Below are 23,311 nucleotides of genomic sequence, written 5' to 3'. Positions count from 1 at the left end.
CAAAAGCTGCTGGTATCCCGGCAGCTTTTTTGTGTGATTGATGGGCGTTGCTATGTCGATAGACTATCTGCGTGTTTTGTGATTTTCAGGTAGCCTTTGCGCATCACGCTTCCTGTTTAAAGGCTACCTAAAAATTAATATATAGCTGAAATAATTATTTCTTCATACCAGGCAGCGAACCGCAGTCATACCAGGCAGCGAACCGCAGACAGTACAGCTAGTACGGGCAAGGCGAACCAACGCAGTAGGAAGAAATAAGTATTTCAGTATAGCTTAAATATTTCTGTCATACAGCTTTAACCACCTTGTATGGAGAAATCTGCTTCAGCTATAGTGCCATTTATTTTTCGAGGAGAACCATTTATGTACATTCTGCCTTTTTCCATGCCGGTTAAGCCCTTCAAAATGCGCGGCATCGGGCCGCATCGGCCGATTATGATGGCTTTGGTGGCACTGCTACTACTGCCGGTGGGCGCGATATTTGTTGCGTGGCAGAGTCATGTCGCCACCGAAATTTATCAAGACTACCAAATCGGCCAACACGCCGTACCAGTAAACGCGCGGATCGATGGTGAATGCACCACTCGCAAATCCATCTTCACCAGCTGCAACACCACCATCACGTACCGCGGTCATACGGTGAAAAAATCATTTAGCTTTTTCGGTACCGGCGGCGATATTTACACCCGTGCGCTGGCTGATGCCAACGATCCCTCGCGCCTGACGTTGGATGTGGCGGTGGAAAAAGTGGGTAACCGCAGCATGGGTGTGCTGCTGTTTGGCGGACTGGGGCTGTTGATGATTGGCGCCGCGTTTTATGTCGCGCTAGTGCGTGTGCCGCGCTACCGCCGGATTTTGGCCGCCATCAACCGACCCGAAGCCCAGCCTTGGCAGCTGGCCGCCGTGCCCTGCCTGAATACCGGTAATGCGGGTAAAGACGCGGTATATCAAGCCGAAATCGATGGCAAAACCCGCAAGATCGGCCTCAGCTTCGGCAAACAAGAAAACCGTGCTTGGACGTTTCAAACCCCCAGTGGGCAGCACTACCTGCTGGCTTTCGTGCCCAATGGCGGCGGCGTGCCGGTGGCGTTGGATAGAAAGCTGGTGGCGGTGGCAGGCTTGAGCAAGGGAGAGAAAAGTAAGCTAGCGGCCGAATTGAAGCGGGCAGCGGAAACGGCAACATCGGAATGTTAGCGTGTGATTTTGGCATAAAATAGAGGCTACCTGAAAAACGCATTTCCGGGTTTTCAGGTAGCCTTTCCCGCTATAATAGCGCCCGTTTTCTTTCCCACTCCAACCCATGAAAACCGCCAAACGTTACCCCTTTCCCGCCCTGTTGCGCCAACGCCTGCAACTGTATTTTGCCGACCAAACCCAGCCGCCCGGCAGCCCGGGCGAGACGCAATTCCGCCGCTGGGCATGGCAGGCCGTGAAATCGCGCTACCGCCGTGCCGAAATCGGCCTGCTGCTGCTCGATGAAGAAACCGCCCGCGCCTACAACCGCGACTACCGCCAAAAAGACTACGCCACCAACGTGCTCAGCTTTGCACTGGATGAAGGCGAGCAGGCCGCTTTGGCCGAGCTTTCAGGTAGCCTGCCCGTTTTGCGCGGCGACCTAGTCATCTGCCCGCAGGTGGTGGCGCGCGAGGCTGCCGAACAAGGCAAAACCTTAGAAGCACACTTCGCTCACCTCACCCTGCACGGCGTGCTCCACCTGATGGGGTACGACCACATCGAGCCCGATGAAGCCGAAGCCATGGAAGCACTTGAAATCCGCCTGATGAATCAGTTAGGATACCCCAACCCCTACGCACAGGATGCAGACTGAAATGGACGACCACCCGGCCAAGCCCGGATTTTTTGAACGGCTGTTCGGCCGCCTCGCCGGCGACAGCCCCGATTCCCCCGAAGACATACTCGCCCTGCTGCGCCAAGCGCGCGAACAGAAAATCTTCGATGAAGACACCCAGCAATGGCTGGAAAAAATCATTGATTTCCGCGGGCTGGAAGTGCGCGACGCCATGATCAGCCGCGCCCAGATGGATGTGGTGAAAGCCGGCGACAGCATCAGCCGCATCATCGCCTATGTGGTGGGCACCACCCACTCCCGTTTCCCCGTGATTGCCGACGACAAAGACAACGTGCTCGGCATCCTGCACGCCAAAGACCTGCTCAAATACACCCTTAATCCCGAACAGTTCAAGCTTGAAAACGTGCTGCGCCCGGCCGTGTTTGTGCCCGAGGGCAAGCCGTTGAACGTGTTGCTTAAAGAGTTTCGCGATATGCACAACCACCTGGCCGTGGTGGTGGACGAATACGGCAGCATCAGCGGTCTGGTAACGCTGGAAGACGTGATCGAGCAGATTTTGGGCGACATCGAAGACGAGTTCGACGAAGACGGCAGCGCGGATAATATCTTCGCTGTTTCCCCCGACCGCTGGCGCATCAACGCCGTTACCGAAATCGAAGACGTGAACGAATTTTTCGGCACGGACTACAGCGACGAAGAAGTGAACACCATCGGCGGGCTGGTGATTAAAGAGCTCGGCCATTTGCCCGTGCGCGGCGAAAAAGCCGTTATCGGCCCCTTGCAATTCACCGTGGCCCGCGCCGACAACCGCCGCCTGCACACGCTGATGGCGGTGAAAACCAAGCCCGAATAAACCCGCACGATAAAGGCTACCTGAAACCGGATTTCCCATTTTTCAGGTAGCCTTTGTTATAGCAGGCCAAATTGACTTTCGATACCAGGCGGTAAGCCGCAGGCAGTACAGAAGTACGGCAAGGCAAACCAACGCGATAGCGAAAGTTCAGTTGGTTGGCTATATGGCTGCGGGCGGGTAGCCAACCCGGCCATCCCATGTTTGTTGCAATCTGTTTTGGGCAGGCTACCTGAAATCATGATTGATGCCTTTCAGGTAGCCTTTGGCACGGACACGCCCGTATAATGCCGCAGCATTCTTCCCAAAGATACTTCTATATGGTTTTCTCCTCCCTCCTCACCCTGCTCGACGACATCGCCTCCGTGCTCGACGACGTGGCCTTGATGACTAAAGTGGCCGCCAAAAAAACTGCCGGCGTGGTGGGCGACGATTTGGCGCTCAATGCCAACCAAGTAACCGGCGTGCGCGCCGACCGCGAGCTGCCCATCGTGTGGGCGGTGGCCAAGGGCTCGCTGGTGAACAAGCTGATTCTGATTCCTGCCGCCCTGCTGCTTTCCGTATTCGCGCCCGCGCTGATTACGCCGCTCTTAATGCTCGGCGGCGGCTATTTGTGCTTTGAAGGTGTGGAAAAACTGCTGCACAAGCTGATGCACCGCCGCGACGGTAGCACACACAGCGTGTCCGACGAATTGATCGACGAAAACGCCAAAATCAAAGGCGCCATCCGCACCGACTTCATCCTCTCCGCCGAAATCGTCATCATCGCCCTGGGCGTGGTGGCCGAATCCAGCCTCACCACCCAAATCATCAGCCTGCTGCTTATTGGCATCGGGCTCACCGTGTTTGTATATGGCATCGTGGCGTTGATCGTGAAGGCCGATGACTTCGGCTTCGCCCTGATGCGCCGCCCGGCCACCGCTGCGGTTGGCAAAGCCCTTATTTTGTTTATGCCGTGGTTTATGCGCGGTGTCAGCATCGTTGGCACGCTGGCCATGTTCCTCGTGGGCGGCGGCATTTTTGCCCATAATTGGGGCACACTGCACCATTGGCTGCACGAACACCACTGGGACAGCGGCCTCACCAGTACACTCACCTACCTAATCACCGGCCTCGTCGTGGGCGCGGTTGCCTGCGCGGTGGTGTTGCCGCTGATGAAATTGTGGGAAAAGCGGCGGCAGGATTGATTTGGCGCATAGCGCAACGAAAGGCTACCTGAAAACGCAGCTTCAACGCAGTCAAAACACAGCGCAGCAAAGTTCCTGCGAAGCTAAAAGTTTCAGGTAGCCTTTTTCTTATCTACACGATAGGCCGGATACTTAACATCGAGCAAAGCATTTGATATTTTCAATATAGTGAATGCAAACAAGAATGCTGCAGCATTGGTTTGCCGGCCGTTCTAGCGGTACTGTCTGCGGCTTGCCGCCTTGCTCCATTCTCATTTGCACAGTAATAAAGGCTACCTGAAACTTTCAGGTAGCCTTTTTCTAGCACAAACGCTGGTTTAATCGCCTGCGGCCATCAGGTGGGCGTTACCGCCGGCGGCGGTGGTGTTGATGCTGCAGGAGGTTTCTTCAAACAGCTGCAGCACGTCCACGCCGTGTTGGGCGTTGATTATGCGCACCAGTGCGCCGTCGCTGCCGGCCAGTGTCTGTTTGAGTTCCACCGGCAATTCCTCCAGGGCAACCACGTGGCTGATGCCGGCGGAAGCGGGAGTGGCTGAGGTTTCCAGCAGGTCGGGAGCCTGTTCGGCGTAGGCGGCCAATGGATGCTGGTCGGACACGAGGGCGGTGATACCGGAGCCGGCGAGCTCAATCCAGGCGGCGAAGGCTTGCGGCAGGCCGCCGCCGTAGAGCCATACGCGTTTGGGCGCCTGCCAGCTCAACACGTTGTGTTCGCCGGTGGGGCCGCGCAACACTTGCTCGGCTTGGCGCAGGGTGTGTACGCGGGCGCGGCCGAGGCTGCCGGCCAAGTCCAGCTTCTGCTCTTGGGTGAGCGGTAGGCTTTGCAGCAGGGTTTGCAGGCGGTTGAGCGCGTCTTCGTCGGCCTGGCCGCTGCGGGTGAGCGGGGGCGTGCGCCAGCTGTCGAGGCGGCTGAGGCGTTGTAGGTAGAAGGGGCCGCCGGCTTTGGGGCCGGTGCCGGAGAGGCCGTGGCCGCCGAAAGGCTGCACGCCCACTACGGCGCCGACGATGTTGCGGTTCACATAAAGGTTGCCGGCTTCGATGCGGCGGCGGATGTGTTCCACCGTGCCGTCGATGCGGCTGTGAATACCGCCGGTGAGGGCGTAGCCTTTGGCGTTGATTTGGTCGATGAGCTGGTCGAGCTCGTCGGCACGGTAGCGGATAACGTGCAGGATCGGGCCGAACACTTCGCGCTGCAAGTCGTTCAAATTGTTCAATTCAAACAGGGTGGGCGCGATGAAGGTGGCGTTATCGGCATTTTCAGGTAGCCTGATTTGGTAGCTGGATTTGGCGATGCCTTTCATGCGATCGATGTGGCTTTGCAGATTGGCCTGCGCTTCGGCGTCGATAACTGGGCCGATGTCAGTGCTCAGCTCGGCAGGATTGCCCACGCGCAATTCGTCCATTGCGCCGCGAATCATATTCACCATGCGGTCGGCCACGTCTTCCTGCACGCACAAAATACGCAGGGCGGAGCAACGCTGGCCGGCACTGTCGAAGGCGGAGGCAAGTACGTCAACGCATACCTGCTCGGCCAACGCGGTGCTGTCCACAATCATGGCGTTCTGGCCGCCGGTTTCGGCAATCAGCACGGGCTGGCCGCTGCGGCGGGCGAGCGATTGGTTGATGAGTCGAGCCACTTCGGTGGAGCCGGTGAACACCACGCCGTTGATGCGTTCGTCCTGCGTGAGGGCAGCGCCCACATCGCCCGCGCCGAGCACAAGCTGCAGCACGTTGCGCGGAATACCGGCTTCATGCATCAGCTGCACGGCGCGGTAGGCGATCAGGCTGGTTTGTTCGGCGGGTTTGGCCACCACGGTGTTGCCTGCGGCCAATGCGGCCACCACTTCGCCGGTGAAGATGGCCAGCGGGAAGCTCCACGGGCTGATGGTAACGATGGTGCCCACGCCTTGGCTGTTTTCAGGTAGCGTGTGTTCGGCTTCGTCGGCGTAGTAGCGGCAGAAATCCACGGCTTCGCGCACTTCGGCGATGGCGTTGTTCAGCGTTTTGCCGGCTTCGCGCACGGCCAAGGCCATCAGCTCGGGCATGTGCGCTTCCATCAGGTCGGCCAGGCGGCGCAGCATGTTGGCGCATTCGGTGGCGGAAACGGCAGCCCAGCTGCTTTCGGCGGCTTTGGCGGCGGCGATGATTTCCGGCACGGCAGCGGCTTCCACGAAGGCGGCGCTGCCCACCACTTCGCTGTGGTCGGCCGGATTGCGCACTTCATGCGCGGCCTGGGTTGGGGCGGCCACGGCCAAAAGCGGCACGGCATGCAAGGGCGTGGCAGCGGCATTGTTCATAACGGTTTGCAGCTCTTGCAGCGTGCTTTCGTTGCTCAGGTCGAGGCCTTGCGAATTGAGGCGTTCGTTGCCATACAGATTGCGCGGCAATGGCAGGCTGTTGTTGGGATGAATGCCTTGTTCGGCCAAGGTGTCGAAGGGGCTGCGGATGAGAGTGTCGATGCTGATGTTTTCATCCACAATCTGGTTTACAAACGAGGTGTTCGCACCATTTTCCAACAGGCGGCGCACCAAGTAGGCCAGCAGGGTTTCATGCGTGCCCACCGGCGCATACACGCGTACGCGCCGTCCCAAGTTTTGTGGGCCGACCACTTGGTCGTATAGGGTTTCGCCCATGCCGTGCAGACATTGGTGTTCGAACTGTTTGCCTTTGCCCATTTGGTAAATTGCGGCCAGGGTGTAGGCATTGTGGGTGGCGAATTGCGGGAACACAGCGTCTTGCGCATCCAGCAGTTTGCGCGCGCAGGCCAAGTAGGAAATGTCGGTGTGGACTTTGCGGGTGTAGGTGGGATAGCCGTTCATGCCGTCCACTTGCGCCCATTTGATTTCGCTGTCCCAATATGCGCCTTTTACCAGTCGAATCATCAGCTTCTGATTGTTGCGGCGGGCGAGGTCGATTAAATAGTCGATCACGAAGGGGCAGCGTTTCTGATAAGCCTGCACCACGAAGCCGATACCGTGGTAGCCGGCCAGATCGGGGTCGGAAACCAGGGCTTCCATCAAATCGAGCGAGAGTTCGAGGCGGTTGGCTTCTTCGGCATCGATGTTGATGCCGATATCATATTTTTTACCGAGCAGGAACAATTCTTTCATACGCGGCAGCAGCTCGCTCATCACGCGGCCGTGCTGGGTGCGGGAATAGCGCGGGTGGATGGCGGAGAGTTTGACGGAAATGCCGTTGCCTTCATAAATGCCTTTGCCGGCGGCATCTTGGCCGATGGCGTGGATGGCGTTGACGTAGTCTTGATAATAGCGTTCGGCATCGGCTTCGGTCATGGCGGCTTCGCCGAGCATATCGAAGGAATAGAGATAGCCGAGTTTTTCGCGTTCTTTGCCGTTTTTCAGGGCTTCTTCGATGGTTTGGCCGGTAACGAACTGTTTGCCGAGCATGCGCATGGCGTAGTCTATGCCTTTGAGGATGAGCGGCTCGCCGCCTTTGCTCACGATGCGGGTGAGCGCGTTGCCGAGGCTCTGCCCGCTGGGGGCGGCAGCAAGTTTGCCGGTTACCAGCAGACCCCAGGCGGCAGCGTTTACAAATAAAGAGGGGCTGTTGCCGAGGTGGCTTTTCCAGTCGCCGCCGGAGATTTTGTCGTGGATGAGTTTGTTGCGGGTGGCTTTATCGGGAATGCGCAGCAGGGCTTCGGCCAAGCACATCAGGGCGATGCCTTCTTCGCTGGAAAGGGAGAACTCATGCATCAATGCGTCCACCCCACTGGCGCGGCGCCGCTCTTCGCGCACCTGCTTCACCAGCCGGCGGGCGAGCCGGTCGGCGGCGGTATGCTCGTCTTGGCTCATCTGGGCGCGTTCGAGCATATCCTGCACGGCTTCAACTTCGTCGCGGCGGTAGGCATCGGTAACGGCTTGACGCAGGCTGGTTTGTTGGGGATGGGCAAACTGGAACATGGTTGGTCTCCGTGGTTGGTGGGGCTGCCCGATAAACCGCTTTTCAGGTAGCCTCTGTTTCGTTATGAATAGCTGCTTGGTTTGAACATCGGTAAAACGGCATCATAAACCAAACTGCGGATAATGTGAAAGAATGTTTGGCAGGGGAGGGGGTGGTTAATCGGTTAAGGGCTACCTGAAAAGGCCGGGAGCGGTTTCAGCTAGCCTGAAGCCTTTTGATACGGGCAGTTTGAAGGCTACCGAAAGCTTTTCAGGTAGCCTTTTGCCGCCCTTTATTTTGCGGCGCGGTAATCCGCATCGGCTTTTTCGAAGCGTTGGCAGATTTCCTCGGAAGGTGCTTTGCCAACCAGCGATACAGCCACGGCAGTCAGGCCGCAGGCGATGAAACCGGGGACGATTTCATACAGTGTAGCCATGCCGGCGTTGGCCAGCGCAGGATTCACCACCTGCACCCACAACACCACCACCGCAGCGCCGGCAATCATGCCTGCCAATGCGCCGTTGGCGGTCATGCGTTTCCAGAACAGGGAAAGGATGACGATGGGGCCGAATGCCGCGCCGAAGCCTGCCCAGGCAAATTCCACCAGTTGCAGCACTTTGCTTTCGGGGTCGGCGGCAATCAGGATGGCGATAACGGCCACGGCCAGAACCATCACGCGACCCACCCACACCAATTCTTTCTGCGGCGCGTTCGGGCGCAGGAAGCCTTTATAGAAGTCTTCGGTGATGGCGCTGGAGCACACCAAAAGCTGGCAAGACAAGGTAGACATCACGGCAGCCAGAATCGCGCTCAAAATCACGCCGGCAATCCACGGATTGAACAACAGGGTAGACAAAGCAATGAACACGCGCTCGTGGTTGCCCTGCATGGCGGCGGCATCGGCGGGATGCGCACCGAAGTAGGCAATGCCGAAATAGCCCACGGCCACCGCGCCGCCCAAACACAAAATCATCCAAGTCATGCCGATGCGGCGCGCGCCCACCAGCGATTTCACGCTTTCGGCGGCCATGAAGCGCGCCAGAATGTGCGGCTGGCCGAAATAGCCCAAGCCCCAGGCGGCGGTGGAAATGATGCCGATGAAGGTCGTGCCGTGCAGCAGGCTGCCGTATTCCTTGCCGTTGGCAGCGGCGGCGGTCTGGATGAGGGCGGAAACTTCATCTGCGCCGCCCGCGCCCAAATACACCATCACCGGCGTGAGGATGAGGGCGAAAATCATCAGCGCGGCCTGCACAGTGTCTGTCCAGCTTACCGCCAAGAAGCCGCCGATGAAAGTGTAGGCAATGGTGGCGCCCGCGCCCAGCCACATGGCGCTGGTGTAGCTCATGTCGGTAAACAGGCTTTGGAACAGGCGTGCACCGGCCACAATGCCGCTGGCGCAGTAAATGGTGAAGAAAAACAGAATGATGAACGCGGAAATCACTTTCATCGCCTGCCCGTGCGCACCGAAGCGGTGGTGGAAATAATCGGGCAGGGTGAGCGCATTGTTGTTGTATTCAGTGTGCACACGCAACCGCCCGGCCACCAAAAGCCAGTTGAGATACGCGCCGATAATCAGGCCGATGGCAATCCAAGATTTGCTCAGGCCGCTCAAATACACTGCGCCCGGCAGGCCCATCAGCAGCCAGCCTGACATATCTGAAGCTCCAGCCGACATGGCGGTAACAAACGAGCCTAGGCTGCGGCCGCCGAGGATATAGTCGTCGAAATTGCGGGTGGAGAAATAGGCCGCGAGGCCGATTAACAGAACGGCAACCAGATAGATGCCGAAGGTGATATACATCGGGTTCATGAGCTGCTCCTTATTATTTTCTTTAATTTCCCCGAGGCAACTTGAGATGTGGCTGCCTGTTGCAAAAGTAAGCGGCTTGGTTTCGCTTATACTGGGAAACAACAAAAGCAGTCAATATGTATAAAAAACTTGCAATAGGAAAGTAGGATAAATGCAATTTAAGAATGAGAAAGATCGCCTGATTGCTGGCCTAAGTAGGCGGTGATATTAGGATAGGTTGGAAGTTGATAAGACATGGAAAAAAGCTCCCTTGAGTTAGCTTGATCAGAGAGAGCTAGTCCGGCCTTATTGTGAAAATAATGCCTGTTTGGCAAAGATGCCGTCAGGACTAGCCCCCGACGGCGCGATATATAAGGCTACCTGAAAGCGCAGTTCCAGGAGCTTAAACGATGTCTTGGCTAAGCCAAGGCTAGTGGTTTCTGCGAGGCTAAAGCGCGAGCTTTGATGAGGCGCAAAACTTGCCATTGAAACAAACCGCACAGGCAAAATGTAAACCCGGAGAGGCTACCTGAAAACTGTTTTACGTTTTCAGGTAGCCTCTCCCCTGCCCCGCCAAGCAAAAACCGTGCCGAACGGGTTTGTGCCCGTGCTAGAGCATGTTATCATTGGTCTAATTCGAAATTGAGACTGCCGCATGAGCCCTATTCTGCCTGAACTGCCCGAATACCTGCGCCGCCGTGCCGCCGAAATCAAACTACTGATTATGGATGTGGACGGCGTGCTCACCGACGGCCGCATCTTCATCCGCGACAACGGCGAAGAAATCAAGTCTTTCCACACGCTCGACGGGCACGGCATCAAAATGCTGCACCAATGCGGCGTACAAACCGCCATCATCACCGGCCGCGATGCCCCTTCTGTGGCCGTGCGCGCCAAACAGCTCGGCATCCATCACTACTTCAAAGGCATCAGCGACAAACACGCGGCCTACGCCGAATTGCGCGAAGCCGCCGGCGTGGCCGAACACGAATGCGCCTACATCGGCGACGACGTGGTGGATTTGCCCGTAATGGTGCGCTGCGGCCTGCCCGCCGCCGTGCCCGAGGCGCACGAATGGGTTTTGCAGCACGCCGCCTACATCACCCGCCGCCCGGCCGGCGCCGGTGCCGTGCGCGAATTGTGCGAAGTCATCATGCAGGCCAAAGGCTACCTGAAAACCGCTTGGGAGCAATACACAGAATGATTAAACGATTCGGCGGCTGGTGGTTTCCGCTGGTGTTGGCACTCGCGCTCGGCGGCGTGAGCTTCTGGCTCGACCGCATCAGCCAACTCGAAACCGCAGATACCCCGCTCGACCCGCACGAGCCGCAATACCAGATTTTCGGCATCCGAGGCCGCCGCTTCGCCGCCGACGGCAGCCTGACCCAACAGCTCACCGCCACCCACGCCTGGCAGTTCCCCAACCGCCAAGATGGCTACCTAGCCAAGCCCAACGTGATGTTTTCGCAAGGCGGGCAGATGGTGTACCGCATCAGCGCCGATCAGGCGCACTATATCGGCAGTGAAAACCAAGTGGTGTTCGAGAAAAACGTGGTGTTCGACAAACCCGCCATGAACGGCCAGCCCGCCGGCCGCCTCGAAACCAACAGCCTCACCGTCAACACCCAAACCCAAACCGCCCACACCCAAGATTTGGTGAACTATCAATACGGCGCCTCCCACGGCACCGCCCAAGGCATGACCTACAACCACAAACAAGGATTGCTCAACCTCTCCTCCCGCATTAAGGCCGTGATTTATGACCCCAAACAACAACATTAAACCCGCCCGCGCCCTCCTTCTTGCTGCTGCTTTGCTGCTGCCCGCCGCGGCTTCTGCGCTCACCTCCGACCGCAACCAGCCCATCCAAATCGAAGCCGACCAAGGCTCGCTCGACCAGGGCAACCGCAACACCGAATTTTCCGGCAACGTGGTTATCCAGCAGGGCACCATGTATATCCGCGCCGCCAAGGTGCGCGTGGTGAAAGCCACCGACGGCGCGCAAACCATGACCGCCTCCGGCAGCCCCGTACACTTCGGCCAGCAGCTCGACCGCCAAGGCACCGTGAAAGGCCAGGCCGCCCGCGTGGAATACCAATCCGCCACCGGCATCGTGAAACTCAGCGGCGGCGCCAAACTCGAACGCAGCGGCGACCGAGCCAGCGGCGACACCATTACCTACAACACCCGTACCGAAGTTTATACCGTGCTGGGCGGCAGCCGCAGTAACGCCAACAAAGGCCGCGTGAGCATCACCATCCAGCCGCAGCAGAAATAACGGAGGTGGGATGAAGGCCGAAACCCTGTTTGCCGAGATGGCCGAACGCTATCGTGCCGTGCCCGACCATCCCTTTTCCCGCTTCCCCGAATACGCCGTATTCCGCCACAGCGGCAGCCGCAAATGGTTTGGCGTGTACCTGCCCGTGCCGGCGGAAAAACTCGGGCGCACCTCCGGCCGTACCGTGCCCCTACTCAATGTGAAATGCCGCCCCGAACACATTGGCGCCATGCGCGCCCAAGCCGGCATCCTGCCCGCCTACCACATGAGCAAAGAACACTGGCTGAGCATCGAATTGGAACAGGCCGACGACGCGCTGATCCGCCAACTGATCGACGACAGCTTCCGTCTCACGCAGGGCAAAGCCAAGATCAGGAAACAGGCTATCTGAAAGCCTGTATACCGGTTTCAGGTAGTCTTAAACAGTTTCAGGCAGCCCGAATTTGAGGCTACCTGAAAAAATAAAACACCTTTTTCTGCGCTGAACAGGATGTTCAGGTAGCCCCACGCCGCACAGGCTACCTGAAACTGAAAACCAAGCAACCATGAATATCCGCGCCCTCCTCCTCGCCTGCTTGTCCATGCTTGCCGCCTGCACCGCCCCGCCGCCTGCCGCCACCGCCGCACCAAACATGTCCGGCGCCCAGCTGGAACAGCAAGCTGCCGACCGCGTGCTGATTGTGTTATACGACCCCGCTGTCGGCGCGGAGCCGCTGCTTCAGGCCGTGCGCGAAATGCAGGCCGAGCTGGTGTACCGTTATACAAACATCAACGGCATTGCCGCCCGCATCCCGCCGCCGCAGGAGATGGCGCAGGCCATCCATCGCCTGGAACGCGTACCGGGCGTGTTGCAGGTGCAGCGCGACCAAATGATGCAGCTGCAAAACCCTGCCGCACATTGAAACCGCGTATGGCAGCCCTATTTTTCAGGTAGCCTCAGCGCTGCTCGTGATACCCAACAAACACAAGGGAAAACCAAACCATGACCACACCGCACAGCCGCCTCAGCGTTAAACAGCTGCGCAAAAGCTTCAAACAGCGCCAAGTGGTGCAGGATTTCTCGCTCGATATCGAAAGCGGCGAAGTAGTCGGCCTGCTCGGCCCCAATGGCGCGGGCAAAACCACCAGCTTTTATATGATTGTCGGCCTGGTGGCTGCCGATCACGGCATCATCCGGCTAGACGAGCACGAGCTGCGCCACATGACCGTGTATCAGCGCGCCCGCTTAGGCCTGGGCTATCTGCCGCAGGAAGCCTCAATTTTCCGCAAGATGACGGTAGAAGAAAACATCCGCGCCATCCTGCAATTGCATGAAACCGACCGCCATACCATCGAATCGCGCCTCAACGACCTGCTGGCCGACCTGAACATTACCCACTTGCGGCAAAGCCCCGCCCCCGCCCTCTCCGGCGGCGAACGGCGCCGCGTGGAAATCGCCCGTGTGCTGGCCATGAGCCCGCGTTTCATCCTGTTGGACGAACCCTTCGCCGGCGTCGATCCGATTGCCGTTATCGACATTCAAAACATCATCAACTTCCTCAAACAGCGCGGCATCGGCGTGCTGATTACCGACCACAACGTGCGCGAAACCCTGCGCATCTGCGATCGGGCCTATATCATCAACAACGGCGCCGTGCTGGCCAGCGGCCGCCCCGAAGAATTGGTGGGCAACGAAGAAGTACGTGCCGTGTATTTGGGCGAAAACTTCGATTACTAAGGTTTCAGGTAGCCTCAAATGACCCAGCAATCCGTCAAACTCAAACTGCGCCAAACCCAGCAGCTCAATCAGAAGCAGCAGCAATCATTGCGCATTTTGCATATGTCGTCGCTGGAGTTGGCCGAAGAAGTGGAAAGCTGGCTGGCCGACAACCCCCTGCTCGAACGGCCGGAATACGACCCGGCCGACAGCGGCGCGCCCGAACCCCATTATTCCGCCGCCATACCGGTTACCCGTAAAACCAACAGCATGGAAGAGAGCGATGTGTGGGAAACCGTGGCCGACGAAGCCGATTTCCGCCGCATGCTGCACGAGCAGGTGTGCGAACACCCGCTAGACGAAGACCAATCGGCCCGCGTGCATTTGCTGATCGATTATCTCGATGACCAAGGCTACCTGAACGACAGCCTCACCGACATCGTGGAAAACTCTCCGCTGGAATGGATGCTCGATGAGGACGACATGGCCGAAGCCCTGCGCCATCTGCAGCAGTTCGATCCCGCCGGCGTGGGTGCGCGCGATTTGGGCGAATCATTATTGCTCCAGCTGGCGCGCCAGCAGCCGGACGATACCGTATTCTGCGCCGTGCAGCTGGTGAAACACTTCCTGCCCGACATCGCCAAAAGCAGCCTGCCGCAGCAAGTGCGCAAAAAATTCCCCCAATACAGCGCCGCCACCATCGAAGCCGCCCAAGCCCTCGTTGCCTCCCTCAACCCCTTCCCTGCCTATGGCCTTTCCGGCTCCGGCCACACCGAATACGTCGATCCCGACGTATGGATCCGCCCCGACCCCGAAACCGGCAAATGGACGGTGGGCATGTATCGCCAGGCCTGGCCGCAGGTGCAGCTCAATCAGGAATATTCCGACCTGCTCGCCGAATATGGCAGTGAAGCGCCGGAGTTGAAACAAAAGCTCAATGAGGCTAAAGTATTGCTAAGCTCGCTGGAGCAGCGCAAAAGCACCGTGTTGCGGCTGGCCGAAACCATTTTGGAGCGTCAGGCCGATTTCTTCTCCTTCGGCGCCATCGGTCTCGTGCCACTCACCATTAAAGAAACCGCCGCCAACCTCGGCCTAGCCGAAAGCACGGTGTCCCGCGCCGTAAACCAAAAATATTTGGCTTGCCCGCAAGGCGTATTTCCGCTACGCTATTTTTTCAGCCAGGCAGCCGCCTACAGCAGCGAAGAAGACAGCGACGGCATCAGCGCCAACGCAGTAAAAGCCCTTATCGAAAGCCTGATTGCCGCCGAAGACAAACGCAAGCCGCTCTCCGACCAAGCCATGTCCGAGAGGCTCGCTCTGCAAGGTATCATACTCGCTAGGCGCACTGTGGCCAAATATCGCGAAGAACTCAATTTCCCGCCTGCGCACCAACGCAAGCAGAAAACCTAGCTTGCTGCCGCGCGCAGCCAACCCACCTGTAAAGGAGTGAGCTATGAACCTGAAAATCAACGGAATCAACATCGAAGTGACCGATGCTCTGAGAGGCTATATCAACGGTAAACTCGAGCGCATCGTCCGCCACAGCGACAACGTGATTTCCGCCACTGTTACCCTGTCGGTGGACAAACTGGTGCAGAAAGCAGAAGTGGATTGGCATATGGCCGGCAAAGATCTGCACCTCGATCAAACCGACAAAGACATGTATGCCGCCATCGACCTCTTGGTAGACAAACTCGACCGCGCCGTACTCAAACACAAAGAGAAAAAACAGCAGCACCGCGTTGAACCCAGCGGTAAGCTGAGTGTTGAATAAACGTTGAATCGCCCGATTGGGTATAGATAAAGCAGGCTTTTCAGCCTGCTTTTTTACAAGAGAGAATTTGTGAAAGGCTACCTGAAAACGCAAACTTTAGCGCGGCCCAAACCATTTTTCCCGTTTGCACCGCCCAACCGTTTATAAGATAATGGCTGCGTTTTACGCGGCTGGCGCAGTCGCTCGATTTTTCCAACCAAATAACTGAAACTAAAAGAGATAACTATGTCTTTCCTCAAGCTCACCGAACAAAACGTGCGCGGCAAAACCGTGCTGATCCGTGCCGACCTGAACGTGCCGATTAAAGACGGCAAAATCGGCGACGACACCCGCATCCGCGCTTCGCTCGCCTCCGTACGTTACTGCCTGGAAAACGGCGCGGCCGTTATCCTGATGAGCCACCTCGGCCGCCCCACCGAAGGCGAGTTCAAGCCCGAAGACGACCTCGCGCCCGTGGCCGCGCATTTGGGCAGCCTGCTCGGCCTTACCGTGCTCGTGAGCAGCGATTGGCAGCAAAACCCGCCGCGCCCGCAGCTAGGCGAAGTGGTGATGCTGCAAAACGTGCGCGTGAACAAAGGCGAGAAGAAAAACAATGCTGAGCTAGGTCAGGCCTACGCCGCGTTGTGTGATATTTATGTGAACGATGCCTTCGGCACCGCGCACCGCGCCGAAGCCTCGCTGGTGGCCGTGGCCGAAGCCGCACCTGTTGCCTGTGCCGGCATTTTGCTGGCTGCCGAATTGGACGCGCTGGGCAAGGCACTGAAAAACCCCGCCCGCCCGCTGGTGGCGATTGTGGCCGGCAGCAAAGTGTCCACCAAGCTCACCATTCTCAACAGCCTGGCCGATAAAGTGGACCAGCTGATCGTGGGCGGCGGCATCGCCAACACCTTCCTGCTCGCCGCCGGGCAGCCAATCGGCAACTCCTTGGCCGAAGCCGATTTGGCTGCCGAAGCCCGCGCCGTGGCTGAAAAAATGGCAGCCAAAGGCCGCGCCGTGCCGCTGCCGCAAGACGTGGTGTGCGCCAAAGCCTTTGCCGCCGATGCTGCCGCCGAAACCAAAGCCGTGGCCGAGGTGGCCGCAGACGACATGATTCTCGACATCGGCCCGCAATCCGCCGCCTCGCTTGCCGCGCTGCTGCGCGAAGCCGGTACGATTGTGTGGAACGGCCCGGTGGGCGTGTTTGAGTTTGACCGTTTCGCTGAAGGCACACGCGTGATGGCCGAAGCCATCGCCGAGAGCCGCGCCTTCTCAATCGCCGGCGGCGGCGACACCTTGGCCGCTATCGCCAAATTCGGCATTGCCGACAAAATCAGCTACATCTCCACCGGCGGCGGCGCGTTCTTGGAGTTCCTAGAAGGCAAACAACTACCCGGCGTGGCCGTGCTGGAAAAACGTGCAGCGGGTTGATGCCGGTTTGAATGCCTAGGAAAAGGCTACCTGAAAGTGTTTTGAAGCACTTTCAGGTAGCCTTTAGCGTAAATCAACCATGCCAACAGCAACGCTGCCCGCAGCCAGCTTCACGTCATATGCCGGCGTGCCAGCAGCTTCGGCATTGCCACCGAAGCCGCCGTGGCGGCAATCACCAGCAAAATGCCCAGCCACGACAACACGGAAACCTGTTCGCCCAACACCAGCACCGCCATCAACGTGCCGAACACCGGCTCGAAGGAGGTAAGCATGCCGGAGAAGTTGGCCGACACGCTGGTCATACCTTTGTTCCACAGCGTATAGGAAAGCCAGCTGCAACACACGCCCAAATAAAGCAGCCCCAGCGCGCCGGGCCAGTTCCATTCAATGCGGAAGCTGTCGGCGAAGGCTAGGCTAACCGGCAGGCATAACAGCGGCGCTACGGCCATGGAAAGCGAGGTGAATGCAGGCGCACCAATTTCGGCAATCATCCGCTGCGTGGGGCGCATGGTGGTGCAAAACACTGCGCCGCCGCCGAACACCATCAGGCAGCCGAACAGGCTAATATCGCCTTCCCCGCCGCTGCCGGCAATCAGGAGCGCCACCCCGGCAAAGGCCACCAGCCCGCACAACCAGTGATACCAGCGGGCAAAGTCGCGGAAAAAGAAGTGGCCGATAAACACCATCAACAGCGGCTCAAGCCCGACGATGGTGGAAGCGCTAGTGGCAGAGGTATATTTCAGCCCTACAAATTGCATGGCGAGCACCACCACATAGTTTAAAAACGTCAGCCACAGCAGCGGCCGCCAATGCCGTTTTTCCAAACTGCGCCCGAAGCGCAATGCCACGGGCAGCACCAACAACGAGGCCAGCAACAGGCGGCACAGCAGCATCAGGAGCGGATCGGTCATGGTGTAGGTGTATTTGGCCGCAATGAAGGCGCTGCTCCACAAAATGAGCGCGATGATTTGGTAAAGCACGGTGTTTCCTTAGCCGAAGCGCGGCAGGCGAAAAAGGCGGCAGTTTACTCCGCACCGAGCAGCGGGAGCAACGGGGGTTCGGCGGGACAGATGGGATAAGCGGGAAGGCTACCTGAAAACCTTGGTTTCTCCGCCCAATCCGATTTTCAGGTAGCCTCAGCCACTATCGGCCGGGTGGGTACGGCTTGCAGCTGCCAGTGCTGTACTGCCCAACCAAGCAGCTCTTGCGGTTTATCCACTGCGGGCGCGGGCGGCAGTTTCAGGTAGCCCATCACTTGGCGCAGCAAGGCTTCTTTGTGGTGTAAATCCAGCGCGGGAGCGAGAGTTTGTTTCGACCATTTCTGCCCTTCGGCATTGGTGAGCAGGAGCAGGTGGGCGTAGTGCGGGGTGGGAAAGCTGAGGCAGCGTTGCAGCCAGATTTGGCGCGGGGTAGACACGAGCAAATCCTGCCCGCGCACGATATGGGTGATGCCCTGTTCGGCGTCGTCGGCCACTACGGCAAGCTGGTAGGCCCACAGGCCGTCGGCGCGCAGGAGGACGAAGTCGCCGATGTCGCGGGCAAGGTTTTGCGCATAATGGCCGACGATGCCGTCGGTGAAGGCGATGGTTTCATCCGGCACGCGCAGCCGCCAGGCTGGCACTCTGCCGGCGGCTTCGGGCGGTGGGGCGGCAAGCTGTGCGCAGGCACCGTTGTAAACGAAGCCGTCCGCGCCCTGCCGCGCTTGGGCGTGCCATTGTTTGCGGCTGCAATAGCAGGGATAGGCGAGGCCGCTTTGCTGCAGGCTTTGCAGGGCGGCGCGGTAGAGATGGTGGCGGCGGCTTTGGTAGGCCACTTCGCCGTCCCATTCGAAGCCGAATGCTTCGAGGGTGCGCAGGATATGGGCGGCGGCGCCGGGCATTTCGCGCGGCGGATCGAGGTCTTCCATCCGCACCAGCCAGCGGCCGCCCTGCGCACGGGCATCGGCATAGGAAGCTAGGGCGGTCAGCAACGAGCCGATATGCAGCAGGCCGGTAGGGCTGGGGGCGAAGCGTCCGATATACATAGGGAAGGTTTGGTTTAACGGCGTTGGAGCAGGTTTTCAGGTAGCCTCTGTGCGGGATGCAAGCTACCTGAAATTTTATAACTAAAGGTTTATTCCACCCACTGCACAATCTCTTCCATCGGCAGGCGGGTTTTGGCGCGCGGCTCTTCGTTGCGGTAGCCGAAGGCGGCCATGATGCTGACGTGGTATTCGGTGGGATTGAACAAGCCTTTTGCGGCCAAGAAGGCGTTAACTTCTTCCTGCCGGAAGCCCTCGATCGGGGTGGAGTCAATGCCGATAAAGGCGGCGGCGGTCATCATATTGGCCAGGGCGATATAGCTTTGTTTGCTGGCCCAATCGTGGAAGGCGCGCGGGCTTTCGGTGATGCAGAAGTTGTGTTCGGCAAACTGCTTGAAGAAACCTTCGCGTATTTCCACGATATGCGGCGGGATGTGGTGCACCCCGCTCCACATTTTGTGCCGGTAATCCGACTGCATCGCGGCCTGGGTGCGGGCAAGGATCACAACAAAGTGACTGCAATCCATGATTTTATCCGCCGCACCCCAAGCCAGCGGTTTGAGCTCGGCACGCAGCGCAAGGTTTTGGATCACGAGAAAACGCCACGGCTCCAGCCCGAAGGAACTAGGCGAAAGGCGGCCGGTTTCCAAAATAAATTCAAAATCTTTTCGGCTGATTTTTTTAGCCGGGTCATATTTTTTGCAGGCATAGCGGCGGTGAAAGGCTTTGAGGACGGTTTGTTTGGTGTGGGGCATGGTGGTCTCCTGAATAAAGGTGTGGGAAAAAACAAAGGATAGCGGCGGCGCTGGGTGGAAGTCAAAATAGATGGCTTCAGCCTCTTTAGTGTTTATGTTTTCAGGCAGCCTTCATCCCCGCATCGGGCTACCTGAAAGCTACCTGCTTCCACTATAATTCGCTTTTTACGCCAATAATTTTCAGGTAGCCTCCGATGCTCGACAAATACAATCCCGCCGAAATCGAATCCAAACACTATCAAAACTGGGAAAATCAAGGTTATTTCCAGCCCGATATGGATTTGACCAAACCGTCGTTTTCCATCCAACTGCCGCCGCCCAACGTAACCGGCACGCTGCACATGGGCCATGCCTTCAACCAAACCATTATGGACGGCCTGACCCGCTACTACCGCATGAAAGGCTGCAACACCGCCTGGATTCCCGGCACCGACCACGCCGGCATCGCCACGCAAATCGTGGTCGAGCGTCAGCTTGCCGCGCAAAACGTGTCCCGTCATGACTTGGGCCGCGAGAAATTCTTGGAAAAAGTGTGGGAATGGAAAGAAGTTTCCGGCGGTACGATTACGCAGCAGATGCGCCGCGTGGGTTGTTCTGCCGACTGGACGCGCGAGTATTTCACGATGGACGACGTGCGCGCCGAAACCGTGACCGAAGTGTTCGTGCGCCTGTATGAGCAAGGCTTGATTTACCGCGGCAAACGCTTGGTGAACTGGGATCCCGTGCTTGGCACGGCGGTGTCGGATTTGGAAGTGGAAAGCGTGGAAGAACAAGGCTCTATGTGGCACATCCGCTATCCGCTGGCGGACAATCCTGCCGAAGCCGTTATCGTGGCGACCACCCGTCCCGAAACGCTGCTGGGCGACGTGGCCGTTGCCGTCAATCCCGAAGACGAACGTTATACTCATTTAATCGGCAAGGAATTAATCCTGCCGCTGACCGGCCGCACCATCCCCGTGATTGCCGATGAATACGTCGAAAAAGACTTCGGCACAGGCTGCGTGAAAATCACGCCTGCGCACGACTTCAACGACTACGAAGTCGGCAAACGCCACGACACGCGTCTGGTTAACGTGTTCGATTTGGAAGCCAAAGTGCTGGCAAACGCCGAAGTGTTCAACTTCAAAGGCGAAGCGCAACAAGGCTTTGCCCTGCCTGAAAAATACGCAGGCTTAGACCGCTTTGCCGCGCGCAAACAAATGGTTGCCGATTTGCAGGAACAAGGCTTGTTGGTCGAAATCAAAGCGCACACGCTGATGACGCCGAAAGGCGACCGAACCGGCTCAGTGATTGAACCGATGCTGACCAGCCAATGGTTTGTGGCGATGTCCGCCAAGCCAAACGGCGGCGAACCTGACAGCGAATTCAAAGGCTTGAGCCTCGCCGACAAAGCCAAAAAAGCCGTCGACAGCGGCGCGGTACGCTTTATCCCCGAAAACTGGGTCAACACTTACAACCAATGGATGAACAACATCCAAGACTGGTGCATCTCGCGCCAACTGTGGTGGGGGCATCAAATCCCCGCGTGGTACGACGAAGCAGGCAATGTTTACGTCGCCCGCAATCAGGAAGAAGCCGAAAAACAAGCCGGCAAAACAGGCTTGACCCGCGAAGAAGACGTATTGGATACATGGTTCTCCTCCGCGCTCGTGCCGTTCTCCACGCTAGGCTGGCCGTCTGAAACCGACGAACTCAAAGCCTTCCTGCCGTCCAATGTCTTGGTTACCGGCTACGAAATCATCTTCTTCTGGGTGGCGCGCATGATTATGATGACCACCCACTTCACCGGCAAAGTACCGTTTAAAGACGTGTACATCCACGGCATCGTGCGCGACCACGAAGGCAAAAAAATGTCCAAATCCGAGGGCAACGTCATCGACCCCGTGGATTTGATTGACGGCATCGACTTGGAAAAACTGTTGGTGAAACGCACGACTGGTCTGCGCAAACCCGAAACCGCGCCGAAAGTGGAAGAAGCCACGAAAAAACTCTTCCCCGAAGGTATCCCCAGCATGGGCGCGGACGCCTTGCGCTTTACCATGGCGAGCTACGCCAGCCTCGGTCGCAGCGTGAACTTCGACTTCAAACGCGCCGAAGGCTACCGCAATTTCTGCAACAAAATCTGGAACGCCACCAACTTCGTCTTGATGAACACTGAAAACCAAGACTGCGGCTACGTCGCAACCGCCACCGAACCGCGCGGCTACTCCTTCCCCGATATGTGGATCATAGGTCGTCTGAATCAGACCATCGAGCAGGTTACGCAAGCCTACGAAACCTACCGCTTTGATTTGGCAGCGGAAACCTTGTACAGCTTCGTGTGGAACGACTATTGCGACTGGTATTTGGAACTCGCCAAAGTGCAGCTCCAAACCGGCTGCGCCAGCCGCCAGCGCGCCACACGCCATACCTTATTGCGCGTACTCGAAGCCGCCCTGCGCCTGCTGCATCCGATTATCCCGTTCATCACTGAAGAACTCTGGCAAACCGTCGCCCCCATGTGCGACGCGAAAACCGCCGACAGCATCATGCTCGCCCGTTTCCCCGAAGCCGACCGCGAACAAATCGTTCAGACGACCTTCGAGCAAATGACCGTGTTGCAGGATTTGATTGGCGCCGTCCGCAACCTGCGCGGCGAAATGGGCATCCAGCTCAACGTAAAAGCCCCGCTGTTTGTCGAAAGCGCGGACGACTTGGCGGACTACCTCAAATACCTGCCGATGATGACCCGCCTGACCGAAGCACAGCAAGTCGCCGCCCTGCCCGAAAGCGAAGACGCGCCCGTCGCCGTCTGCAACGGCGCGCGCCTGATGCTGAAAGTCGAAATCGACAAAGCCGCCGAAACCGCCCGTTTGGGCAAAGAGGCCGAGAAGCTGCAAAAAGCCTTGGACAAACTCAACGCCAAACTCTCCAAACCCGGCTACACCGAAAAAGCCCCCGCGCATCTGGTGGAAAAAGACAAAGCCGATTTAGCGGAGTTGGAAGAGAAGATGGCCAAGCTGCAAAACGCTTTGGCGAAGTTGAAAGAGTAAACTTCTCCTGTGCTTGAAGAAGGCTACCTGAAAAACCGTTTCAGGTAGCCTTCTGTTATACAAGCCGCTTCGATAGGATTAAAATGCCGCTGGCAAAGCTATCGGCCAGATTGCGCGGCACGGCATAATCAAATAGAATGCTTAATCTAGAGCTAAAACCTAAATTGTGCCGTAAGCGCTTCGCTAACCAACAATTCTGGTTCTTCTCCCACTATATCAAGCTGCCTTTGGCAGCATTAAGGATCACCATGAGCAATTTCGTTCCACAAAACAGCTACTCCAAAGAAGAACTCTTGGCCTGCGGCCGCGGCGAACTTTTCGGTGCGGGCAACGCGCAGCTGCCGGTGCCCAATATGTTGATGATCGACCGCATTGTTGAAATCAACAGCACCGGCGGCAAATACGGCAAGGGCGAAATCATCGCCGAATTGGATATCCACCCCGATTTGTGGTTCTTCGGCTGCCACTTCATCGGCGATCCGGTAATGCCCGGCTGCTTGGGTTTGGACGCCATGTGGCAATTAGTGGGCTTCTTCCTGGGCTGGACGGGTGCGCCTGGCCGCGGCCGCGCCTTGGGCTGCGCCGAAGTGAAATTCACCGGCCAAGTATTGCCCAAGCACAAGAAAATCACTTACCACATCCACATGAAACGTGTGATGAACAGCAAGCTGGTGTTGGGCATTGCCGATGCGGAAATGAGCGTGGACGGCCATAAGATTTACGAAGGAAACGGCCTGCGCGTAGGTTTGTTTACCAGCACAGACGATTTCTAGCCAACGGGCTACCTGAAAACGCCGGCTTTAATTCAACAAAAGC

The 23,311-nt window shown here is 57.8% G+C and carries 20 protein-coding genes; 15 read left to right on the top strand and 5 right to left on the bottom strand.

Annotated features, from left to right (window positions below; genetic code table 11):
* Positions 1–363: 363 nt before the first annotated feature.
* The 4 genes from A7Q03_RS08010 (at position 364) to A7Q03_RS07995 (ending at position 3,847) form a co-directional block, all read left to right on the top strand.
* A complete protein-coding gene (locus A7Q03_RS08010) occupies positions 364–1,194 on the top strand; it encodes a hypothetical protein (RefSeq protein WP_067448844.1) in 831 nt (276 codons plus the stop codon).
* 106 nt (positions 1,195–1,300) lie between these two features.
* Complete coding sequence (gene ybeY, locus A7Q03_RS08005; protein WP_067448842.1) at positions 1,301–1,828, top strand: rRNA maturation RNase YbeY; 528 nt, start codon at positions 1,301–1,303, stop codon at positions 1,826–1,828.
* Between the two features lies 1 nt (position 1,829).
* Entirely contained in the window at positions 1,830–2,663 is an 834-nt protein-coding gene (locus A7Q03_RS08000; protein WP_067448840.1) for an HlyC/CorC family transporter, read from the top strand.
* Positions 2,664–2,980: 317 nt separating this feature from the next.
* Positions 2,981–3,847, top strand: coding sequence for a DUF808 domain-containing protein (locus A7Q03_RS07995; RefSeq protein WP_067448965.1), 867 nt, complete (start codon positions 2,981–2,983; stop codon positions 3,845–3,847).
* A gap of 317 nt (positions 3,848–4,164) precedes the next feature.
* Here A7Q03_RS07995 and putA read toward each other — a convergent pair whose 3' ends face one another.
* Positions 4,165–7,764 (bottom strand): bifunctional proline dehydrogenase/L-glutamate gamma-semialdehyde dehydrogenase PutA, encoded by a 3,600-nt coding sequence (gene putA, locus A7Q03_RS07990; RefSeq protein ID WP_067448838.1) that lies wholly within the window; start codon positions 7,762–7,764, stop codon positions 4,165–4,167.
* Between the two features lie 272 nt (positions 7,765–8,036).
* Complete coding sequence (putP, locus tag A7Q03_RS07985) at positions 8,037–9,554, bottom strand: sodium/proline symporter PutP (protein ID WP_067448835.1); 1,518 nt, start codon at positions 9,552–9,554, stop codon at positions 8,037–8,039.
* A 634-nt stretch (positions 9,555–10,188) separates the two neighbouring features.
* Here putP and A7Q03_RS07980 point away from each other — a divergent pair.
* The 9 genes from A7Q03_RS07980 (at position 10,189) to A7Q03_RS07940 (ending at position 16,688) form a co-directional block, all read left to right on the top strand.
* The gene (locus A7Q03_RS07980) at positions 10,189–10,737 is read left to right on the top strand and encodes an HAD family hydrolase (RefSeq protein ID WP_067448832.1); all 549 of its coding nucleotides are present in this window, start codon (positions 10,189–10,191) and stop codon (positions 10,735–10,737) included.
* Positions 10,734–11,315 (top strand): LPS export ABC transporter periplasmic protein LptC, encoded by a 582-nt coding sequence (gene lptC, locus A7Q03_RS07975; protein WP_067448831.1) that lies wholly within the window; start codon positions 10,734–10,736, stop codon positions 11,313–11,315. Before A7Q03_RS07980 ends, lptC begins: the two co-directional genes overlap by 4 nt.
* A complete protein-coding gene (gene lptA / locus A7Q03_RS07970; RefSeq protein ID WP_193563040.1) occupies positions 11,293–11,811 on the top strand; it encodes a lipopolysaccharide transport periplasmic protein LptA in 519 nt (172 codons plus the stop codon). The genes lptC and lptA overlap by 23 nt, the downstream gene beginning before the upstream one ends.
* 10 nt (positions 11,812–11,821) lie before the next feature.
* Positions 11,822–12,202, top strand: coding sequence for an MmcQ/YjbR family DNA-binding protein (locus A7Q03_RS07965; protein ID WP_067448829.1), 381 nt, complete (start codon positions 11,822–11,824; stop codon positions 12,200–12,202).
* 154 nt (positions 12,203–12,356) lie between these two features.
* Complete coding sequence (locus A7Q03_RS07960; RefSeq protein WP_067448827.1) at positions 12,357–12,713, top strand: protease inhibitor I9 family protein; 357 nt, start codon at positions 12,357–12,359, stop codon at positions 12,711–12,713.
* A gap of 80 nt (positions 12,714–12,793) precedes the next feature.
* Positions 12,794–13,528 (top strand): LPS export ABC transporter ATP-binding protein, encoded by a 735-nt coding sequence (gene lptB, locus A7Q03_RS07955; protein WP_067439935.1) that lies wholly within the window; start codon positions 12,794–12,796, stop codon positions 13,526–13,528.
* An 18-nt stretch (positions 13,529–13,546) separates the two neighbouring features.
* Positions 13,547–14,917, top strand: a complete 1,371-nt coding sequence (gene rpoN / locus A7Q03_RS07950) for an RNA polymerase factor sigma-54 (protein ID WP_067448825.1) — start codon at positions 13,547–13,549, stop codon at positions 14,915–14,917.
* Between the two features lie 43 nt (positions 14,918–14,960).
* Positions 14,961–15,281, top strand: coding sequence for a ribosome hibernation-promoting factor, HPF/YfiA family (gene hpf, locus A7Q03_RS07945; RefSeq protein ID WP_067448823.1), 321 nt, complete (start codon positions 14,961–14,963; stop codon positions 15,279–15,281).
* A gap of 225 nt (positions 15,282–15,506) precedes the next feature.
* Positions 15,507–16,688, top strand: a complete 1,182-nt coding sequence (locus tag A7Q03_RS07940; protein WP_067448821.1) for a phosphoglycerate kinase — start codon at positions 15,507–15,509, stop codon at positions 16,686–16,688.
* A gap of 110 nt (positions 16,689–16,798) precedes the next feature.
* Here the strand turns inward: A7Q03_RS07940 and A7Q03_RS07935 are convergent, their stop codons facing one another.
* From A7Q03_RS07935 to A7Q03_RS07925, 3 genes are all read right to left on the bottom strand, one after another.
* Positions 16,799–17,668, bottom strand: coding sequence for a DMT family transporter (locus A7Q03_RS07935; RefSeq protein ID WP_067448820.1), 870 nt, complete (start codon positions 17,666–17,668; stop codon positions 16,799–16,801).
* 146 nt (positions 17,669–17,814) lie between these two features.
* Positions 17,815–18,711 carry a tRNA glutamyl-Q(34) synthetase GluQRS gene (gene gluQRS / locus A7Q03_RS07930; protein WP_067448818.1) on the bottom strand — a complete coding sequence of 299 codons (897 nt, stop codon included), beginning with the start codon at positions 18,709–18,711 and terminating at the stop codon, positions 17,815–17,817.
* Between the two features lie 89 nt (positions 18,712–18,800).
* Positions 18,801–19,463, bottom strand: coding sequence for an NAD(P)H-dependent oxidoreductase (locus A7Q03_RS07925; RefSeq protein WP_067448816.1), 663 nt, complete (start codon positions 19,461–19,463; stop codon positions 18,801–18,803).
* 194 nt (positions 19,464–19,657) lie between these two features.
* On the opposite strand from A7Q03_RS07925, the gene A7Q03_RS07920 reads away from it, so the two are divergent.
* Both A7Q03_RS07920 and fabA read left to right on the top strand, forming a co-directional pair.
* Positions 19,658–22,495: a valine--tRNA ligase gene (locus A7Q03_RS07920; RefSeq protein ID WP_067448814.1), complete on the top strand. Its 2,838-nt coding sequence runs from the start codon at positions 19,658–19,660 to the stop codon at positions 22,493–22,495.
* Positions 22,496–22,743: 248 nt separating this feature from the next.
* On the top strand, positions 22,744–23,268 hold the full coding sequence (gene fabA, locus A7Q03_RS07915) for a 3-hydroxyacyl-[acyl-carrier-protein] dehydratase FabA (RefSeq protein ID WP_067439957.1): 525 nt from the start codon (positions 22,744–22,746) through the stop codon (positions 23,266–23,268).
* The last annotated feature ends 43 nt before the right edge of the window (positions 23,269–23,311 follow it).

It is taken from the genome of Eikenella sp. NML99-0057 (assembly GCF_001648535.1).
In the GTDB taxonomy this organism is placed as follows: Bacteria; Pseudomonadota; Gammaproteobacteria; order Burkholderiales; family Neisseriaceae; genus Eikenella; species Eikenella exigua.
Note: the sequence above shows the minus strand (reverse complement) of the source record. Positions and strands in the feature narration are given on the sequence as shown.

Excerpts from the sequence above, each read along its gene's own strand:
- A7Q03_RS08010 (WP_067448844.1), top strand. The coding sequence starts at position 364 with ATGTACATTCTGCCTTTTTCCATGCCGGTTAAGCCCTTCAAAATGCGC.
- ybeY (WP_067448842.1), top strand. The coding sequence starts at position 1,301 with ATGAAAACCGCCAAACGTTACCCCTTTCCCGCCCTGTTGCGCCAACGC.
- A7Q03_RS08000 (WP_067448840.1), top strand. The coding sequence starts at position 1,830 with ATGGACGACCACCCGGCCAAGCCCGGATTTTTTGAACGGCTGTTCGGC.
- A7Q03_RS07995 (WP_067448965.1), top strand. The coding sequence starts at position 2,981 with ATGGTTTTCTCCTCCCTCCTCACCCTGCTCGACGACATCGCCTCCGTG.
- putA (WP_067448838.1), bottom strand. The coding sequence starts at position 7,764 with ATGTTCCAGTTTGCCCATCCCCAACAAACCAGCCTGCGTCAAGCCGTT.
- putP (WP_067448835.1), bottom strand. The coding sequence starts at position 9,554 with ATGAACCCGATGTATATCACCTTCGGCATCTATCTGGTTGCCGTTCTG.
- A7Q03_RS07980 (WP_067448832.1), top strand. The coding sequence starts at position 10,189 with ATGAGCCCTATTCTGCCTGAACTGCCCGAATACCTGCGCCGCCGTGCC.
- lptC (WP_067448831.1), top strand. The coding sequence starts at position 10,734 with ATGATTAAACGATTCGGCGGCTGGTGGTTTCCGCTGGTGTTGGCACTC.
- lptA (WP_193563040.1), top strand. The coding sequence starts at position 11,293 with ATGACCCCAAACAACAACATTAAACCCGCCCGCGCCCTCCTTCTTGCT.
- A7Q03_RS07965 (WP_067448829.1), top strand. The coding sequence starts at position 11,822 with ATGAAGGCCGAAACCCTGTTTGCCGAGATGGCCGAACGCTATCGTGCC.
- A7Q03_RS07960 (WP_067448827.1), top strand. The coding sequence starts at position 12,357 with ATGAATATCCGCGCCCTCCTCCTCGCCTGCTTGTCCATGCTTGCCGCC.
- lptB (WP_067439935.1), top strand. The coding sequence starts at position 12,794 with ATGACCACACCGCACAGCCGCCTCAGCGTTAAACAGCTGCGCAAAAGC.
- rpoN (WP_067448825.1), top strand. The coding sequence starts at position 13,547 with ATGACCCAGCAATCCGTCAAACTCAAACTGCGCCAAACCCAGCAGCTC.
- hpf (WP_067448823.1), top strand. The coding sequence starts at position 14,961 with ATGAACCTGAAAATCAACGGAATCAACATCGAAGTGACCGATGCTCTG.
- A7Q03_RS07940 (WP_067448821.1), top strand. The coding sequence starts at position 15,507 with ATGTCTTTCCTCAAGCTCACCGAACAAAACGTGCGCGGCAAAACCGTG.
- gluQRS (WP_067448818.1), bottom strand. The coding sequence starts at position 18,711 with ATGTATATCGGACGCTTCGCCCCCAGCCCTACCGGCCTGCTGCATATC.
- A7Q03_RS07925 (WP_067448816.1), bottom strand. The coding sequence starts at position 19,463 with ATGCCCCACACCAAACAAACCGTCCTCAAAGCCTTTCACCGCCGCTAT.
- A7Q03_RS07920 (WP_067448814.1), top strand. The coding sequence starts at position 19,658 with ATGCTCGACAAATACAATCCCGCCGAAATCGAATCCAAACACTATCAA.
- fabA (WP_067439957.1), top strand. The coding sequence starts at position 22,744 with ATGAGCAATTTCGTTCCACAAAACAGCTACTCCAAAGAAGAACTCTTG.